The following is an 18,444-nucleotide window of genomic DNA, read 5'->3' as shown; positions in this document are numbered from 1 at the left end:
AATGGAAGAGATATGATTCATCGGCATACTTAACGGTCAAATTAAAATGGGAATGGTTGAAGCCATTGTCCTCCATCCATCGTGACACATTCCCCATTGATGTATGCAGCTTTATCTGAGCTTAGAAAATAAGCGAGTTCCGCAATTTCTTCCGGAGTTCCAAATCGTTTAAGTGGTACACTTTCAGCTACTTTCCTTGCTTCTTCCTCCGATTGCATCAGCTTATCTGCTCCGCCTGTCCGTTCAATGGGACCAGGGGCTATCGCATTCACCCTTATGCCATATTTTGTACCCCATTCCACAGCCAATGTGCGCGTCAAGGACAGGACACCAGCCTTTGCAGCTGCAGAATGCACAACACCTGCTCCAGCATTCCATGCATATGTGGCCACCATGTTTATCATGCTTCCTTGATGTTTTCTTTCCATCCAATACTTACCTACTGCAGAGCTACAATAAAATGTACCATTCAATACAATGTCAATGACCGACTTCCATCCATTAACCGACAGCTTTTCTGCAGGACAAATGAAATTGCCTGCTGCATTGTTTACAAGTACATCGATGCGTCCGAATGCCTCATCAGTCATTTTCACCATACGCTCCACATGCTCAGGTTCCCTGACGTCCATTTGAACAGTTATTACTCCACCTTTTCCTTGAGCTTCAATTTCTTCCTTCGCAGAAGCCAGCCTGTCCAAATCTCTTCCTGTAATCGCTACATTGTATCCTTCTTTGACAAATTTGATTGCCATATATTTTCCCATGCCACTTGATCCACCGGTAATGATTGCCACTTTTTTCGCTTCCATTTTAATCCCCCTAATAGCTTTTTCTCTATTCTATCTTAATTATCAAAATACTCAAAATGTTTTATTGTTCTTTTTCCATTAATAAACACATAAAAAATAGAATAATAGACCAAGGAACTGTGTGAAAGATGATGGTATAATGAAAACTAATGCATCCGCACCACCCAATCATGCAGGTGTACATTTAGAAATTAAAAACTTTTAAGTTAGGTTGATTTTCATATGAATAAAATGACAAGAAGGTTTTTCTTGAAACGTATACTCACCATACCTTTTATCGCGTTCATTTCGAGCGGTATCGGTTATTGGTATGCTAGATATATAGAACCGAAACAGATAAAACGAGAATCTCATATTATATCCCATAAAAAAATCCCAAAAGGCTTCTCTGGAATGAAAGTGGTACAATTTTCCGATACACATGTAGGACATCATTTCGAAAAGAAAGACTTGGAAGGTGTAGTAAAAAAGATAAATGATGAACTGCCGGATGTGGTTCTTTTCACCGGTGATTTAATGGATGATCCATTAAATTATCCCCAAGCCGATCACCTTATTTCTATTTTGCACAAAATAAAAGCACCACACGGCAAGTTTTCCATTTTCGGAAATCATGATCATGGAGGTTATGGAACTGAAATCTATGAGGAAATAATGGTTGCCTCAGGTTTCACTGTATTAAAAAACGAAAATACCTTTATTGAATTAATAGATAATAGCCGCATCTACATTGCAGGTGTGGATGACCTGATGCTGGGGAGGCCCGATTTCCGTTCGACCTTGGATGGCATTCCCGAGGACGCCTTTACTATCCTGCTTGCCCATGAACCGGATGCTGCTAAGGAGATTTCCGAAGAGTTCCATGCTTCCTTGCAGCTATCTGGCCATTCCCACGGCGGTCAGGTCCAGCTTCCATTTATCGGGCCTTTGATCACGCCGCCGCTTGGAACAAAATACTATGAGGGCTTCTACCATTTAAATGATCTGACACTTTATGTGAATCGAGGACTCGGGACAACGAGGCAGCCTTATCGTTTTCTTGCCCCTCCTGAAATTACCGTTTTCACCCTTGAAACGTCCGAATAATAAATGGGCATTGACATAGGAGTGATGACAAGCGCACAACCTCCTTATTTTCCATACAATATAACGACTAAAAAAGGAGGCGTATGTCTATATGTATAGAAATAATCCATATGGCGCTAGAAGAATAGGCGGGTTTGGGTTTGGTTTCCCATTCTTTCCATTTTTGGGCGGTCTGGCAGTAGGTTCATTGCTTGCTCCGAGACCATATTACCCACCGTATCCACCTTATCCTTACTATCCTCCATATCCACCATACCCGTATCCTTATCCTTACTATCGTTAAGGATGTATGATATAGGAACCTGCAAAAAGCCATCGCAATTCTATGCGACGGCTTTTTGCAGTGCCTTTCTACTCTTCGTCTTCCCTTACATGGTAGGCAAGAGCAAAGAGGGTCAGTTGGCAGTTTATCCTATCTTCATCTGCTTGGCGGACATAATGGTAGACACCGTTTTCGTCCTGTTCCCGTGCTTTCACATTGTCTGAAAGTTCCAGTGCAAGAGCACTTTTTATCCGTTTTTTTAAGGGGTGCGCAAATATGGGGAAGAGTATTTCCACCCTTTTTTCCATATTTCGGGTCATCATATCAGCCGAAGACAAATATATCTTTTCTTCCCCGTTATGATGAAAATAATATATTCTGCTATGTTCGAGGAATCTGCCTACGATGCTGCGAACCCTGATATTTTCACTTACCTTTTTCAGACCGGGACGCAAACAGCATATCCCTCTGACAATGAGCTCAATCTTCACACCAGCTATTGATGCTTCATAAAGTTTCATGATAAGTGATTTATCTGTCAACGAATTCATTTTCGCAATGATTTTTCCATTTCCGTTTTGAAGATGATATTGAATTTCCTGTTCTATCAACCTAATAAATGTTTCCCTTATATCCATTGGCGCAACAGATAAATGATGAAACTCCGGTTTTTCGGTATATCCGCTTAAATAGTTGAAAAAGTTGGTGGCGTCGATTCCAATTTTCCGATTGGCTGTCAATAGTCCGATGTCGGTATAGATCTTTGCTGTTGCATCATTGTAGTTTCCCGTTCCTAAATGAACAAATCGTTCTATTCTATTATTTTTCCGTCGCACCACCAACGTGATCTTACTGTGAGTCTTCAGGTGTGTCATTCCGTAAATAACATGACAGCCTGCCTTCTCCAATTTTTTCGCCCACTGTACGTTATTCTCTTCATCAAACCTGGCTTTCAATTCCACCAGTACGGTGACTTGCTTTCCATTCTCAGCAGACCGTTTCAAAGCTTCTATAACAGGGGAGTCCCCGCTGACACGGTACAGAGTCTGCTTGATTGCAAGAACGTCGGGGTCATCGGCAGCGTCCCGGACAAAATCCAGGACCGGCTCGAAGGATTCGTAGGGGTGATGCAGTAATATATCCTGTTCCAAAAGCTTATCAAAAATATCTTCCTGAAATCCTAACTGCTTGGAGGGCTGTGGAATGAGAGTCTCAAATGTTAAATGCTCCTTTATCGGTGACAGTTTCTTGTAAAGCGAAAAAAGGTAGGTTGGATCAAGTGGACCCTCCAGCTCATAAATATCCTTGCTATGAACCTCCAGTTCTTCCATTAAATAAGCTAAAATCGAAGGGTCCATCTGTCTGGAGCGTACCTCCAGCCGTACAGCAGCACCCCACTTCCGTTTTTTCAGCTCTTTTTCGATTTCCTTCAATAGATCACGTGATCCTTCTTCATGAATTGTCATATCAGCGTTTCTGGTAATCCTGAATTGCGTGACTGCGATAACATCATAGCCTTTGAACAATTTGTGGATGAAGGACGTAATGACATCTTCGAGCATGATATAGCTGATTCCATTTCCGTTTTCCGGGAGTTTGATGAAGCGCTCCAATACTGAAGGAACCTGTACAATAGCCCGCTTTATTTTGTGTTCTTCGGGTTCTTCATCATCCTCCAAAGTTATTGCTAAATTGATAGACTTATTGAGAAGCATGGGAAAAGGTCGGTACGCATCTACTGCGAGAGGTGTAAGTACAGGGAAGATCTGTTCATCGAAATAATCTTCCAAATACTTTTTTTGAAGAGGATTTAAGCTTTCTATATGACAAAAACGCACATTTTCTTTTGCTAATTCTTCGTTTAATTGAAGCAGGGTTCTATATAGCAGATGAACAAGCAGGTGGGTTTCCCGCGATATTCTGCTAAGCTGCTCTTTCGGTGTCAGGCTGGCTTTATTTTCTGGCTTATTGTAACCTGCCTTCACTTGGTCTTGTATCCCTGCCACCCTGACCATAAAGAATTCATCAAGATTAGAACTGAAGATACCTAGGAATTTAAATCTTTCCAATAATGGGTTGGTCAAGTCAAACGCCTCTTCGAGCACCCGTTTATTGAAAGCGAGCCAACTAAGTTCCCTATTGTTGTAATAGAGAGGATTATTTAATTCTAGTTTTTGTATTTTCATTGCGTCCATATGGAACACCCTTTGCCGTTTTTTCTAACTTAAACATGACAAGCTTTATTTGAACATGTTCCTAGTAAAATCTAAGGTGTATTTGATGCTTTATAAGCTTCTCCAAATGTTTCTTTTGCCTTTCCGCCTGGTATTCTTCCGCATCTGCGGGCTTTCGGGTTTGGATATGGAATAAAAGCCCTTTCGCTTCAAGTGTCACTTCCACCTTTTCTACTACATTTCTTTTGGTGGCGTTCAAACTATAGGAAAACTTCAGCATGGCACCATACAATCGAAGTGCCCTCAACTCCTCCTCAGTGAACCATTTTCTGAACGGATTGGCATACTGATTGAAGACAGTCTTATTTTTGAAGGAAGCCAACAATGCCAACTTAAGGCGCTCTTTATGCATAAGGCCATCTATCGTACGGTTTGCCAGCAAATAGAACGTATGTTGACTGCTTGATTCCGCATCAATATATTCACCCAAGTGAAAAACGTTGGCAGCTATTTTCAGCTCCTTTCGTTCATACTCGTTCACAGATAACACTTTCAATCTATTCAATTCATTTAACATGGACATCAAAATTCCTGTTACCTGGTTCACATTCTCCATATTTATCTCAAAATCTTTGGCCAATTCATCAATACTGTCTGTAAGAACATTGGTATCATTGGTTGCAGGGTTTTTCATGCTCTCAAAAAAAACGCCTTCCCTCAGCCCTTTACGGCTAAGTACAAATGAGCTGGCTTTTGTGATGAATACAAGGTCATCAAACACCATCATGGCAGGAAGCATCAACTCAGCCCTATCCTTTGATAGCCCCTCCAGCTTTTGCAGTTTTTCAAGAGAAAGAGAATTTACATACAAACCTAACAGCTGGATGTCTTCGGGCGGCATTTCATATAAGTGAAGGCCAGCCAACGGGTAATTTTTCATAGCCTGATCTATTTGGACCATATTCCTTGCGCTTCCCCCGATACCTATAATTGGAAGCCTTTTATTCCGAAGCCATGGAAGTAATTGGAACTGGGATTCTATGAAACGCTTCATATCTTCCTTTTCACTTTGGGTGGACAATTCACTTTTTACAAATTGCTTTTTTAAGGAAAGCGCTCCAAATGGGAAGCTGTGGTATTCCACAAGTTCTTTATTTTTGAAATAGGTGATTTCTGTACTCCCCCCTCCAATATCGATAGTAATTCCTTCTGTAAAAGGGGTAGTATTCACTACTGCCAAATAGCCGTAATATGCCTCTTCATATTCTGATAATATCCTCATGGTAAAACCCGTTTCCTTTTGTACCATTTCCTGGATTTCTTCCCTGTTGGCAGCTTGCCTGATGGTTGCCGTAGCAACACATTTCACTTCAGCCAATTGATGGAAATCCGTTATGGCACGAAAGCTTGATAAGGTTGTTATTAATTTATGCACGCCATTTTCCGTTAAATACTCGTCATGATTTAAATAGTTTCTCAGCCTTGCAACAGACTTAACATTTTCCACCTCTTTAAGACGTCCGCTTTTATCCCTTTTATAAATAACAAGACGCATTGTGTTTGATCCAATATCAATAATTCCGTATTTATCTTTCATCGGACAACATCCTTTTTTATTGTGGCTGTAATATGTAGGAATAGTTAGAAATATTATACCTTTGACAGCAACTTTTCAAACTAATCTGGAGGTGATCTGATTGGCGATTCATATAGTAAGGCCAGGAGAAACCTTAACATCCATTGCCATGGATTACCGCAGGACAGTACCACAGCTTTTGGCGGTGAACACATTTGCCAATCCCAATATAATATTAGTAGGTCAGCAGATTGTTATTCCAGGGTTGCCTCTTAAAGAAAGTATTCCATTTACAATCGAAGTCTCTGTGTCCAGTCGCACTTTGACTCTCAAGGAAAACGGAACTGTAAGAAAGATCTACCCGATTGCTGTTGGCAGGATGCTGTTTCATACACCTGTCGGGGAATTTGTGATTGTGAACAGACAACCGAATCCAGGAGGACCATTTGGCACCATGTGGCTCACTTTGTCCAAAAGATCCTACGGAATACACGGAACGAACGACCCGAGCTCCATCGGTAAAGCCGTTTCCAAGGGATGTATCCGTATGCACAATTCGGCTGTCAATGAACTCTCCTCCATTGTACCCAACGGGACGGCAGTCTATATTCGCCCCTAAACCCGTCTTTATCCCAAATCCACTAGCAACGTTTCCAATTTTTGATTATAATGGGAATAGAAAAAGGATTAAATAAAGGAAGCGATTGCTTGTATCAGAACATTTACCACCACTTTGTCCGACATCTTCTATTAAACTATCTTATCGGATCCTCGATAGCAGTGTTAGGCGTAGGAGGCATATTAATTTTTTCCACACTTGATCTTTCTTTCATTGAGATCCGTATAATGTTCCTCATTTTATTTACCTCTGCCATGGTAATGGGAATATGTGAATACATTGTTTTCAGAAAACATATAAAGCTAATCAGAAAAACTCTATGTTCTGAAAAGCCTACATATTTGGATTGTAAACTTGCTTTCATACATACGCATCGATTCCCTTTGCTTACTGTAAAACGTATACTCGGACCACATTTTCTTGGACTTTCCATCCCTGCCATAACCTTGGCACTCCTTTGCATCAGACTGGAATGGCTGGAAATGCCGAAAAATCACGTACTTTATGCCTCAATAGGAGCTTTATTGATTGCAGGTATGCATGCTTTTATCGAGTACTTCCTGACAACTCGTGCCATCCAACCTGTTTTGGCCTCCCTTCAGGATTTTTCAAAAAAAGCACATGGACAACCATTATCCCTCAATGGGGACGTTCTTGTATCCATCCGAACAAAATTCTTGTTAAGCGCCTTATTCATCGGGATTTTTCCTGTATTACTATTCAGTTTAGCGACACAGGTCCGATTGGATGAGATGCATTTCGAGAACAATTTACCTGATTTTTGGAATTGGGCGATCATTATTTTACTTGTGGCAGCTATCTTTTCCTCATTCGGGGCGTTTCTGCTTTTCCGGGATATCATTCATCCAATCAATACATTATTAAAAGGTATGAAGGATGTGAAGGAAAATCAACTTGTACCTGCAAAAGAGCTTTATGGGGATGAGTTTTCAAATGTAATCAGTGGATTTAACTCCATGGTTCAAGGCTTGAAGGAACGTAATGAAACGAACCGACTTCTACTGGAAAGCTTCTATCAGACCCTTTCTACAGCTCTTGATGCGAGGGATCCTTATACAGCCGGCCATTCTTTGCGTGTTAGTGAATTATCTATCATGATCGGAAGGAAGGCCAATCTACCACTTGAGCAACTGGAGCAACTCAAAAACACAGCTCTTCTCCACGATATCGGGAAAATCGGAGTCAGGGACGATGTATTATTGAAGGATGGAAAACTTTCTGATGAAGAATTTGAGCAGATAAAGCGCCACCCTGTTCTCGGAGCGAACATTCTGGAGCAGGTTCTTCCAAAAGAAGCAATGTCAAATTTGATTCCAGGTGTACGAAGCCATCATGAAAGATTCGATGGCTATGGCTATCCGGACCGGCTATCAGGAACTGAAATCCCCCTCTTTGGAAGAATTATCGCCGTAGCTGACGCTTTTGATGCCATGACATCCGATAGACCTTATCGGAAAGGGATGTCCACTACAAGAGCCTTATCCATTCTACAATCAGGTAAAGGCACTCAATGGGATCCTCAATTTGTTGATTGCTTCCTGGCAATTATGAAGGAAAGAGAGGAAAAAGCCCCTATTGCTTCCAGTATTTAAGACAATATGGGCATTCCCTTCCCTTTTTTAACAAAGATAAGTATAATGGAGAAAAGAAAGGAGTTTATTATCGAATGCCCAATCAACGCTATACAAATCAAAGAAATACAGAAGCCCCACTGCAATCTTCTATTGAAAACCTCTCTCGTGCCATTTTTACGGTGAATCGCCATGCGAAAACTGCACCAGATCCTAAATTTCTTTACTCTTTAAAGCGCCATGCACTTGAAAAGCTTCTTGCAGAAGGCAAGGCCACAAAAAAGGGGCTGCACTTTTCCAAGAATCCGAAGAATAGCCGCCAGCAGTCGGATGTACTAGTGTCAGCCGGAGATTATTACTTTCATCTCCCTCCAACAAAAGAGGACTTCTCAGAGCTGCCTCACCTTGGAGAATTGAATGACCATTACCGGAATCCGAAAGCGAACATGTCCTTGTCGGTTGCCAAGAATCTGCTGCAGCAGTACGCAAACTATTATCCAACGGAAGACAAAAAACAGCCTGGTAAAAAAACCTACCAAAAGCCCGTATTTAAACGTCTAGGAGAAAGCTACTAAAAAACGCCAACCAATCTAGTATGATTGGTTGGCGTTTTTTATTGATGCTGCTGGAGAAAAACATACAATGTTTCCGAGTATAAATTCGACTGATCTCTATGGACAAGGTGGCCGGCAAATGGAATGATGGAAATATGAATTGCTTCATTTCTTTGTTTGTAACATTCTGCCGCTTTAAATTCCACAGAGGACTCGCCCCCGACCAGACACATGGTGGGCATCGAGAGGTCTTTTACAGCTCCGGTATCCTCAAACGGGTAGAAATCTTCCTGTTGCCAAGAAGCCAGCATCGCTCTCCAATCATTTTCACCATGCATCTGTTTCATATATTCTATCACTTCTTCCCTTTTAAAAAGGACTTCATGATGTGCCGCCTCCTGGTTGGTCAACTCTTCCCAGTTTTCTGGTCTTTCAGGAAAAATTCCGGAAAACGTGAGTGTTTTCACTTTATGAGGATATTTTTTGGCAAAAAGCAGTGCCGCTATACCGCCAAGTGATACCCCAGCCAAGTGACAGGATTCAATATTCAGGTGCTCCAAAGTATCCATGATATCCTCTGTACAATGTGCAAAATAATCATCGATAGGACCAACCGATTTGCCATGGCCCCTTAAATCAGGCCGGATAACTTGGAAACCTTTTTCTGTAAAGAAGTCCCTCTGTTCTTCATACTCCGAAGAACCGGACATGCCACCGGAATGAATAAGAATTAATGGTTGTCCTGCTCCTGAAACATCTGTATGCAAAATCATCTGTATCCTCCTCTACTTCAAAAATAACCATTCATCCATCAATTGAATCAACTTGCCCAATTGAGGTTTGCTTATTTGTGCATTCGCTCCAACTAGTTCCCCTTTATGATGCAGATGATCTGTAATCAATGAGGAGAAGATGATAACCGGGATCGTTGAGAGCGTGGAATCGTCCTTCAATTTTTTCGTTAAATGATGACCGTCCATCAATGGCATTTCTATATCTGTAATTAATAGGTCCACCTGCAGTTCTCCATGTCTAACCTTCTCATCAAAGAAGGTCCAGGCATCTTTTCCATTTTCAAAAAAGATCAAATGCTCAAAACCCGCTGCAAGCATGGTTTCCTGTAACAATTTTCGGAGCATCGGGGAATCCTCCGACAACACGATAACCTTTTCGCTTCTTGCCGGATTTATATCTTGTGTGATTCCTTGCATGCCTCCATCAACATTTGGATAGATATCAAACAGGATTTTCTCCACATCCACTAGCAGAATCATTTTCTCATGTTTTTTGATGACACCTGTAACATGATCTTCAAATCCTTGATTAAGTGAGGCAGGCTTCTCCATTTGTGACCACGACAGACGGTGAATTTGCGTTACATGATCCACACGAAGGATTACCTTCATTCCGTTAAACTCTGCAACGATGAATTTATCCTCCTGAAAGGAACTCTCCTCCTCAATGGATAACGCCTTTCTTAAAGAGATAACCGGTAAAACTTCCCCTCTCAATTCGATGATTCCTTCCACATTGGGATGCGAATGGGGTATTTTGGTGATGGATACCGGATTGATTATTTCTCTCACCTTTAACACATTGATTCCAAAACTTGTATCAGCCATCAGAAACTCCAGGAATTCCACTTCATTTGTACCAGAGTCCAATAAAATGCCAGATCTATTTTCCATATCATGTACGCCCTTCCAAAAATGAATAACTAACCTACCTTCAATATCGGAAAATTTTTATGAAAGTTAAGGCGGTTGCCTTTATTTATACTCTCTGTATATTGGTTGTCTATAGAACTACTCAAGACAAGAATAGTATAGGGTTCTTGCGCTATAATGGTGAAAGAGAGGGAGGAGATATAATGATAAAAGCAGTGATATTTGATTTCGATGGTCTGATCATCGATACAGAAACGATATGGTATGAAAGCTTCAAGGAAATATTAAAGCAGGAGCATCAACACGAATTGTCCATGAAGGATTACAGTACCTGCATCGGCACCAGCAGCAGGGTTCTGTATGAATTCCTTCAACAAGCCGTGCCTGAAATGGATGAGGAAAGAATGAAAGAATTGACAAATGCATGCTATAAGGAAAAAGCTTCGCGACCTGATCTCCGCCCTGGTGTCCTTGCTTACTTGAAGGCTGCTAAAAAGAATAGATTAAAGATTGGACTCGCATCAAGCTCAGGAAGGGAATGGGTTGTAGCTTATTTACAAAAACTTGAAATTATAGGCTATTTTGAAACGATAGTCACCAGGGATGATGTTGAAAAGGTCAAACCAGATCCTGCACTATACATAAAGGCATTACAGAATTTGGGTGTCAACGGACATGATGCGATTGCTTTCGAGGATTCCCTGCATGGCTCCAATGCTGCAATGGCTGCCGGAATTCATTGTATTGTTGTACCAAACCCGGTAACGTCCCATATGGAGTTCAAAGATTACCATTTACGCTTGACTTCGATGGAGGAAAAAGAGCTAAATGATATATTGAAGGATTTCAATATGGACAAATAATTGAAAAAAAAAACAAGCACTGCTCTATTACTTGAGAGCGGTGCTTGTTTTCATTTCATCCTTCTTGCAAAGTCCACAAACCGGAACTTATCCAGCCTATGACGCGATTCGGTATATTGGAAAGGACTCGCATCATCGAGGTGGACAAGACTCTTGACCACTACCACATGAGATAGACCATTGAGGTCCAGCAGTTCTCGATCCAATCCGGTCGCTTCCTCCACCGTCACTTCCTTATCGGCAAAGCTGATAGAAAGCTCCAATTCTTCCTCCAGATGTTCATAGATGGATTGCTCAGCTATCTCTTCCGTTAATAGAGGGACATGTCTTTTTTGGAAGTAGTCCGTGTCCAAAATGATACTCTCTCCATCAACCTGCCGAGAACGTACCACTTTCCAAAGTTCGTCCGCTCCCAATCGATCTTGTAATTCATCAGTAGGCAATACCAGCTTAAGCTCGTGTACCTTTGTAATCCAAGGTTTCCCCATTTTCCTTGCCAGCTCCTTGAAGCTGACAAGACCTGAAATCGGAAAATCAAATCTGGCCCGCTCGAGCACGATTGATCCCTTGCCGCGGATTTTTTGGATATACCCGTTCTGTGCCAGAAGGTTTAACGCTTTCCGTATGGTTTCCCTTGATGTATGGAACTGTACCATTAATTCATGCTCGGAAGGCAGCTTTTCTCCAACCTGGATTTCTTTTTCTTCCATTTTTTTTGCAAGCTCCTGATAGATCGCCTGAAATTTGTTATTTTTCATGATTAACCACCTATCACCATTTTAACATTACTTTTGGCGGTTTTCGCAGAAATTGTTGCTTTGGACGAATACAACATATACACGTAAAATTACCTACCATCGTGCTCTTTTCAGCGTATTAGATAATTTACTTTTTAAATATTACATTGTTGTTCTAGGTAAAAAATCCAAAGGCCGATTTTTTACGGTCATAGGCAACAAACTTTACGAAAAGAGCTTTACTTTTTCAGGTGATAAATAATGGATTCATAGGGACGGAGAGTCACTTCGTCAAATGCTTCACTAGAATCCTCATAATTGCTCAGCAAGATTTCAGCTTTATATCCATCGATATCTACATCTGCCGGTAGCGTAAAGACCGTTGTTTTAGCATAATAGTTGCTCACAACAAGAAGCTTTTCATCATTTCCATTGCGGATATACGCAAAGATGTCAGGATGCCTTTCCAAAATAAGCTGAAAATCGCCAAATGTCACAATGTCGTAATCCTTGCGAAGTTGAATCAGTTTTTTATAGTGAAAAAAGATGGAACCCTTGTCACTTAGCGCTTTTTCTGCATTGATATTCGAGTAGTTCCCCGCTACACCAATCCATGGGGTGCCAGTAGTGAACCCGGCATGCTTTTCGTCATTCCATTGAACTGGGGTGCGTGAATTATCGCGGGATTTATGTCTTAGAATCTCCAGAATCTCTTCCTCTGACATTCCTTCTTCCATTTTCAGACGATAGGTATTCAACGATTCCACATCTCGGTAATCAGAAATCTTCACATACCCGGGGTTGGTCATTCCAAATTCTTCCCCCTGATAGATATAAGGCGTTCCCTGCATCATATGCATACTGCTTGCAAGCATTTTTGCCGACTCCTGATGGTACTCCCTGTCATTTCCATATCTCGATACGATACGAGGCTGATCATGGTTGCACCAAAATAGAGCGTTCCAACCTCCTCCAGCATTCATTTCGATTTGCCAGGTCGATAGAATATCTTTCAACTGCTGGAAATCAAAATCCGCTACTGACCATTTCTCACCGCCAGGATAATCTACTTTCAAGTGATGAAAATTAAATGTCATACTCAATTCATTACGATCAGGACGTGTATACTTTATGCAGTGGTCTATCGTGGTGGAGGACATTTCCCCTACAGTCATACTATCGTATTTGGAAAAGACCTTTTCATACATCTCATTCATATATTCGTGAACTCTCGGGCCATCTGTGTAGAACTTGCGTCCGTCACCAGGAGGCACAGAACCATCATCGTCAGGAAAGTGCTGATCTTTTGATATCAGGTTGATAACGTCCAGGCGGAACCCGTCCACTCCCTTTTCAAACCAGAATGTCATCATATCAAATACTTGTTTTCGCACCTCTTCGTTCTCCCAATTCAGATCGGCTTGCGTTATATCGAAAAGATGTAGATACCATTGTCCTGTCTTTTCATCAAATGCCCAGGCGTTGCCTCCGAATTTGGATTCCCAGTTCGTCGGTTCTGTTCCGTCTTCTTTGCTATCCTTCCAAATGTAGAAATCACGATAAGGATTATCTTCCTTTGCTTCCATGGACTTTTGGAACCATTCATGCTCGGTTGAAGTATGATTAACGACGATGTCCATGATCACCTTTATATCTCTACCATGGGCTTCCTTAAGGAGCAGGTCAAAGTCATCCATCGTTCCATACTCTTCATGGATCGAAAAATAGTCACTGATATCATACCCGTTATCCTTTTGTGGCGACTTGTAGATCGGAGTCAGCCAGATGACGTCCACCCCGAGCTCTTTCAAGTAATCCAGTTTCTGTATAATCCCTTGGATATCCCCAACACCATTTCCAGTTGTATCATTGAAGCTCTTCGGATAGATTTGATACACAACTGATCGTTTCCACCATGGTTCCTTCGCAATCTTGCTCATCTCAACACCTCGTTTTTTTAACTTTAAATTTCCAGCTTCTCTTCTAATTAGTTCAGCAGATACACCCTTGCCTCATATGGCTGCATGGTGAAACTTGAAATGTCGCTCTGCTCTTCCGTTTCATAATTACTTGCCAATAGCTGTTTTGTCATAAAATGGATGTTTCTTGGCAATTCGAATACCGGATTGTTTTCATAGAAATTACAGATTACTAAAAGCCTTTTATCTTGATAGGTTCTCACATAAGCATAGATTTCCGGATGATCTTCCAATATCAATTGATAATTTCCATATACAATTATTTCATTCTGCTTTCTTAAATGGATGAGTTTCTGATAGTAATAGAAAATCGAATCGGGATTACTCAGCTCATTTTCAGCATTTATCTTTGAATAGTTAGGGTTCACATTTAGCCAAGGGGTCCCTTTGGTAAAACCTGCATTTTCATCGGCATTCCATTGCATAGGGGTTCTTGCGTTATCCCTGCTTTTCTCATGGATGCTCTTCATGATCATCTCTTCATTCCATCCTTGGCTTTTCAGCTCTTCATATGCCTGCAAGGACTCAATGTCTCGATAATCTTCTATAGTTTCAAAAGCCACATTGGTCATGCCCAGCTCTTCTCCCTGGAAAACATACGGAGTACCTTTCATCATGTGCAGGAGTGTGGCAAGCATTTTGGCAGACTCTATCCGGTATTTCCCATCATCGGCAAAGCGAGATAGGGCACGCGGCTGGTCATGATTATTAAAATATAGACTGTTCCAACCCTTTTCACCTAATGCTTCCTGCCAACGGGATAAGCTCTTTTTTAAATCAGAAAGCACCAACGGCTTCAAATCCCATTTGCCGTTCAGACCATTATCCAGACCTACATGTTCAAATTGGAACACCATATTCAATTCATTTCGTTCCTCAGCTGTGTAATCAATGGCCTGTTCAGGTGTTACACCAGGCATTTCCCCCACTGTCATGACATCATAGTGAGAGAGTACATTTCGATGCATTTCCTGCAGATACTCATGGATATAAGGACCTGTTCGATAATACTTGCTTCCAGAAGCATAAGACTTTCCAAGTTTCACTTCTCCATCAGGAAGTCCATCCACTTTGGAAATGAAGTTGATGACATCCATCCGAAATCCATCAATCCCCTTATCAAGCCACCATTTCATCATCGTGTAGATTTCTTCACGCAGCTTCTTGTTCACCCAGTTGAGATCTGGTTGTTTTTTGGAGAAAAGATGTAGATAATAGTCACCCGTCTTTTCATTGAACTCCCATGAGGATCCGCCGAAATTGGACGCCCAGTTATTCGGTTCGGAGCCATCCTCTTTTGGATCCCGCCAAATATAATAGTCCCTATATGGATTTTCTTTTGAAGTCCTTGCCTGTATGAACCATTCATGTTCGTCTGAAGTATGGTTCACTACAAGATCCATAATCAACTTCATATCACGCCTATGTACCTCCATCATAAGCTCTTCCCAATCCTTCATGGTACCGAACTCTTTCATAATGGACATGTAGCTGCTTATATCATAGCCATTGTCATCATTAGGGGATTCATATACAGGAGAAAGCCATATGGTATCGATTCCAAGTTCCTTTAAGTAATCAAGTTTGGATATGATTCCTTGTATATCACCTATTCCGTCTGCATTAGAATCCATAAAACTTCTAGGGTAGATTTGATAAACAACGCTTTCTTTCCACCAAGCCTTTTGCATCTCTCATCTCTCCTTTTAAAATGAAATTTCTTTGTTCCGCTTCAAATTTGTAAAGGATTGTAAGTCGGGGCCAGACCCCTTTTTACAATCCTTTACAGTGATACATCCTAATTTATTGTGCGTCTTTTCTCATTTTGACTTTGGCAATCAAGAATGTTAGTCCGAATGGTACGATTAGTACGATTGCCATTCCTACAAAGAATATCGGCCAGAATTCATTAAGGATGGAGAAGAATGCCGGAATCCCTCCAACTCCGATCGAAGGTGCCATTACACCTGCAATCGTAATGGTCACACCTGCAATGGCAGATCCAATCATTGCAGCGAAGAATGGATAACGGTAGCGCAGGTTTACTCCGAACATCGCAGGTTCCGTAATACCGAGCCAAGCGGATATGGAAGAAGTCAGCGCCAATCCTTTCAGTTTTTCATCCTTGGTAGCAAGCATCATGGCGAATGCTGCAGACCCTTGTGCGATATTGGATAGAGCAACCATCGGCCATAGGAACGTCCCTCCGATTGCAGATATCAGCTGCAGATCCACAGCGAGGAACGTATGATGCATCCCAGTGATAACAAGTGGCGCATACAATCCTCCATAAATCAGACCACCGATGGCAGGAACCGCATCAAAGATGGATACAAACCCATCCGTAAGGAAGTTTCCGATTGCAAATGTGATAGGTCCTATTGCTACAAATGTAATGAATCCAGTCAGTAATAATGTAATTGGAGGAACGACCAATAAATGAAAACCGTCACTCACACGTTTTGTCAGGAATTGCTCTACCTTGGCTAATACAAAAGCTGCCACCAGAACTGGCAAGACTTGTCCTTGGTAACCAACCTTTTCGATTTCAAGTCCAAGGAAATTCCAGGTGTCCACGTCTCCCTCTTTTTGTGCCTCTGCATAGCCCCATGCATTCAACAGGTCCGGATGCACCAGCATCAAACCAAGGACTATCCCTAAGAGTTCACTCCCGCCAAATCTTTTGGCAGCAGACCACCCAATAAGACCGGGCAAGAAAACAAATGCAGTATTTGCAATCAGGTTGATAATGCCTGCAATATCTGCCCATTGCGGGTGTTTATCGATAATGGAAGCATCATTGTAAAATATCCCTGTTCCCGTAAGCAGGTTGTTGATCCCCATTAAGAGACCTGCTGTTACGATTGCAGGTAGAATTGGAATAAATATATCCGCCAGTGTTTTTACTGCACGCTGAATCGGGTTCAAATTCTGCTCAGCAGCCTTTTTCACTTCATCTTTGGATGATTCCCCTACACCTGTTATTTCTACAAACTCTTTATAGACTTTATTGACGGTGCCTTGTCCAATAACAATCTGGAATTGCCCATTTGTGGAAAAGGAACCCTTTACACTCTCAATTTGTTCAAGTGCTTCCTGGTCGACCTTACTTTCATCATTCAATGCCAAACGGAGACGTGTCACACAATGTGTTGCTGCACTTATGTTCTCTTTTCCCCCGATGGCATGGACAATCTCTTCTGCTTGCTTTCTAATGTCCATATTCTTATCCTCCCATTTTCTCTACGTTAGCTCTTCACTTTTAGATGGAATAGTTCTGTTTGTCCTTTAACAGCATTATCTGTAAGCTTTTTGTCAAGGCTTTCCACCACTTCCCCGTTCGTGATTACAATAGGAGTAATGGTATTTGCCGCTTTTTTATTTATCAGATTCAGATCAAAGCTGATGAGTCTATCCCCGGCTTTTACTTTATCCCCTTCTCGGACATGGCCTTCAAAGCCCTCTCCATTCATGGAAACAGTTTCAAGACCAACATGTATAAGTATTTCAGCTCCAGTTACAGAACGAATTCCGATAGCATGTTTAGTATGGAAGAATTGTATGATTTCCCCATCAACCGGAGAGACTACCTCACCTTCACTTGGAATGATTGCAAGTCCGTCCCCCATCATTTTTTGTGAAAAGGTAGGGTCCGGGACTTCTGTCAGTTCTGTCACTTTCCCACTTAATGGCGCAAACACAACTTCCTCCGTCGGTTTTGCTTCTCTATCTTTCATACCGAAAAGTTTCTTAAACATATAATTCCCTCCAGTTTTAGAGTCTGAGATAAACGCTTACATTTAAACACAAACTTGTATATACATGTTCAGATTTTTAGTCTAACTTGTATATACATGTTAGTCAACCAAAAACTTTCGCTGTGCTTTTTTCAATAGGGTAATAATTAATCTTGTTACGAGTGCAAGAAAAATAAAAGAAACCCATGACTTGATGTGAGTCCATGTAATTAGGTTAAGCATATTCATTTTCAAAAAAATGGGTTCGAAAATAAAAGAAAGCAAGGTAGATACAATCACGCTGCCTAAAAGGAAGGTTCTCCATCTTTCTCCATACTGATAGAGAAGCATAAAAAGCACTGGTATAACTGAAACATCAGCGGGAAGCAGGCAGGATACCTTGTGATATAATTTGAAAGGATACTCCCACATGCCATTTGATGTCCCAAGTAGATCCAGCCATGTAGCCATCGCCGCCCATAATAATCCATATGCAAGGATTTCAAAAAGGCGCTTTTTGGCAATAAGCTTCCACCAAACAATCCAGGGCCAAAAAATGGAAATGAATAACAGCCACCATCTCGGATCAGCTATATTGTTAAGTAATATCCAATTATAAAAATCGAAAAAGTAGAGTGGCTTCACTTTGTACATTCCCTCTCTTTCCTGCCCTAAACGCCATTAGCTTCGGTTTATTGTCGAAACTTGTCGCAACTCAAGATATTTTTTCCTTTAATGTCCTTTTTTACTCTAAGAAGGGCATACTTTCCACCATAACAACAAAAA

At 41.3% G+C, this 18,444-nt stretch carries 17 protein-coding genes; 6 read left to right on the top strand and 11 right to left on the bottom strand.

The window, feature by feature from the left end:
- Nucleotides 1-41 precede the first annotated feature (41 nt).
- Complete coding sequence (gene fadH / locus ACQCT5_RS13150; protein ID WP_499642484.1) at nucleotides 42-812, bottom strand: 2,4-dienoyl-CoA reductase; 771 nt, start codon at nucleotides 810-812, stop codon at nucleotides 42-44.
- 222 nt (nucleotides 813-1,034) lie between these two features.
- On the opposite strand from fadH, the gene ACQCT5_RS13145 reads away from it, so the two are divergent.
- A complete protein-coding gene (locus ACQCT5_RS13145; RefSeq protein ID WP_499642483.1) occupies nucleotides 1,035-1,898 on the top strand; it encodes a metallophosphoesterase in 864 nt (287 codons plus the stop codon).
- A 91-nt stretch (nucleotides 1,899-1,989) separates the two neighbouring features.
- Nucleotides 1,990-2,181 (top strand): hypothetical protein, encoded by a 192-nt coding sequence (locus ACQCT5_RS13140; RefSeq protein ID WP_499642482.1) that lies wholly within the window; start codon nucleotides 1,990-1,992, stop codon nucleotides 2,179-2,181.
- A gap of 68 nt (nucleotides 2,182-2,249) precedes the next feature.
- Here the strand turns inward: ACQCT5_RS13140 and ACQCT5_RS13135 are convergent, their stop codons facing one another.
- On the bottom strand, nucleotides 2,250-4,355 hold the full coding sequence (locus ACQCT5_RS13135) for an RNA degradosome polyphosphate kinase (RefSeq protein WP_499642481.1): 2,106 nt from the start codon (nucleotides 4,353-4,355) through the stop codon (nucleotides 2,250-2,252).
- A 61-nt stretch (nucleotides 4,356-4,416) separates the two neighbouring features.
- Nucleotides 4,417-5,931: a Ppx/GppA phosphatase family protein gene (locus tag ACQCT5_RS13130; RefSeq protein WP_499642480.1), complete on the bottom strand. Its 1,515-nt coding sequence runs from the start codon at nucleotides 5,929-5,931 to the stop codon at nucleotides 4,417-4,419.
- A 148-nt stretch (nucleotides 5,932-6,079) separates the two neighbouring features.
- On the opposite strand from ACQCT5_RS13130, the gene ACQCT5_RS13125 reads away from it, so the two are divergent.
- From ACQCT5_RS13125 to ACQCT5_RS13115, 3 genes are all read left to right on the top strand, one after another.
- Nucleotides 6,080-6,529 carry a L,D-transpeptidase gene (locus ACQCT5_RS13125; RefSeq protein WP_499642633.1) on the top strand — a complete coding sequence of 150 codons (450 nt, stop codon included), beginning with the start codon at nucleotides 6,080-6,082 and terminating at the stop codon, nucleotides 6,527-6,529.
- An 89-nt stretch (nucleotides 6,530-6,618) separates the two neighbouring features.
- On the top strand, nucleotides 6,619-8,142 hold the full coding sequence (locus ACQCT5_RS13120) for an HD-GYP domain-containing protein (RefSeq protein WP_499642479.1): 1,524 nt from the start codon (nucleotides 6,619-6,621) through the stop codon (nucleotides 8,140-8,142).
- A gap of 74 nt (nucleotides 8,143-8,216) precedes the next feature.
- Nucleotides 8,217-8,696 (top strand): YkyB family protein, encoded by a 480-nt coding sequence (locus ACQCT5_RS13115; protein WP_499642478.1) that lies wholly within the window; start codon nucleotides 8,217-8,219, stop codon nucleotides 8,694-8,696.
- 38 nt (nucleotides 8,697-8,734) lie between these two features.
- Here ACQCT5_RS13115 and ACQCT5_RS13110 read toward each other — a convergent pair whose 3' ends face one another.
- Both ACQCT5_RS13110 and ACQCT5_RS13105 read right to left on the bottom strand, forming a co-directional pair.
- Nucleotides 8,735-9,448 (bottom strand): alpha/beta fold hydrolase, encoded by a 714-nt coding sequence (locus tag ACQCT5_RS13110; RefSeq protein WP_499642477.1) that lies wholly within the window; start codon nucleotides 9,446-9,448, stop codon nucleotides 8,735-8,737.
- Between the two features lie 12 nt (nucleotides 9,449-9,460).
- Nucleotides 9,461-10,363 carry a chemotaxis protein gene (locus ACQCT5_RS13105; protein WP_499642476.1) on the bottom strand — a complete coding sequence of 301 codons (903 nt, stop codon included), beginning with the start codon at nucleotides 10,361-10,363 and terminating at the stop codon, nucleotides 9,461-9,463.
- Between the two features lie 185 nt (nucleotides 10,364-10,548).
- Between ACQCT5_RS13105 and ACQCT5_RS13100 the strand changes: the two genes are divergently transcribed.
- Nucleotides 10,549-11,205 (top strand): HAD family hydrolase, encoded by a 657-nt coding sequence (locus ACQCT5_RS13100; protein WP_499642632.1) that lies wholly within the window; start codon nucleotides 10,549-10,551, stop codon nucleotides 11,203-11,205.
- Nucleotides 11,206-11,255: 50 nt separating this feature from the next.
- Here the strand turns inward: ACQCT5_RS13100 and treR are convergent, their stop codons facing one another.
- From treR to ACQCT5_RS13070, 6 genes are all read right to left on the bottom strand, one after another.
- Nucleotides 11,256-11,963, bottom strand: coding sequence for a trehalose operon repressor (gene treR, locus ACQCT5_RS13095; protein ID WP_499642475.1), 708 nt, complete (start codon nucleotides 11,961-11,963; stop codon nucleotides 11,256-11,258).
- Nucleotides 11,964-12,181: 218 nt separating this feature from the next.
- Complete coding sequence (gene treC / locus ACQCT5_RS13090; RefSeq protein WP_499642474.1) at nucleotides 12,182-13,882, bottom strand: alpha,alpha-phosphotrehalase; 1,701 nt, start codon at nucleotides 13,880-13,882, stop codon at nucleotides 12,182-12,184.
- 47 nt (nucleotides 13,883-13,929) lie between these two features.
- Entirely contained in the window at nucleotides 13,930-15,612 is a 1,683-nt protein-coding gene (locus tag ACQCT5_RS13085) for a glycoside hydrolase family 13 protein (RefSeq protein ID WP_499642473.1), read from the bottom strand.
- Between the two features lie 112 nt (nucleotides 15,613-15,724).
- Nucleotides 15,725-17,143 carry a PTS system trehalose-specific EIIBC component gene (treP, locus tag ACQCT5_RS13080; RefSeq protein WP_499642472.1) on the bottom strand — a complete coding sequence of 473 codons (1,419 nt, stop codon included), beginning with the start codon at nucleotides 17,141-17,143 and terminating at the stop codon, nucleotides 15,725-15,727.
- 26 nt (nucleotides 17,144-17,169) lie between these two features.
- Complete coding sequence (locus ACQCT5_RS13075; RefSeq protein ID WP_499642471.1) at nucleotides 17,170-17,679, bottom strand: PTS sugar transporter subunit IIA; 510 nt, start codon at nucleotides 17,677-17,679, stop codon at nucleotides 17,170-17,172.
- 99 nt (nucleotides 17,680-17,778) lie between these two features.
- Nucleotides 17,779-18,312, bottom strand: a complete 534-nt coding sequence (locus ACQCT5_RS13070) for a CBO0543 family protein (protein ID WP_499642470.1) — start codon at nucleotides 18,310-18,312, stop codon at nucleotides 17,779-17,781.
- Nucleotides 18,313-18,444 lie beyond the last annotated feature (132 nt).

The organism is Sutcliffiella halmapala (assembly GCF_050107295.1).
Taxonomy (GTDB): domain Bacteria; phylum Bacillota; class Bacilli; order Bacillales; family Bacillaceae_I; genus Sutcliffiella_A; species Sutcliffiella_A halmapala_A.
The sequence above is the reverse complement of the archived record's forward strand: the minus strand, read 5'-3'. Positions and strand labels throughout refer to the sequence as shown.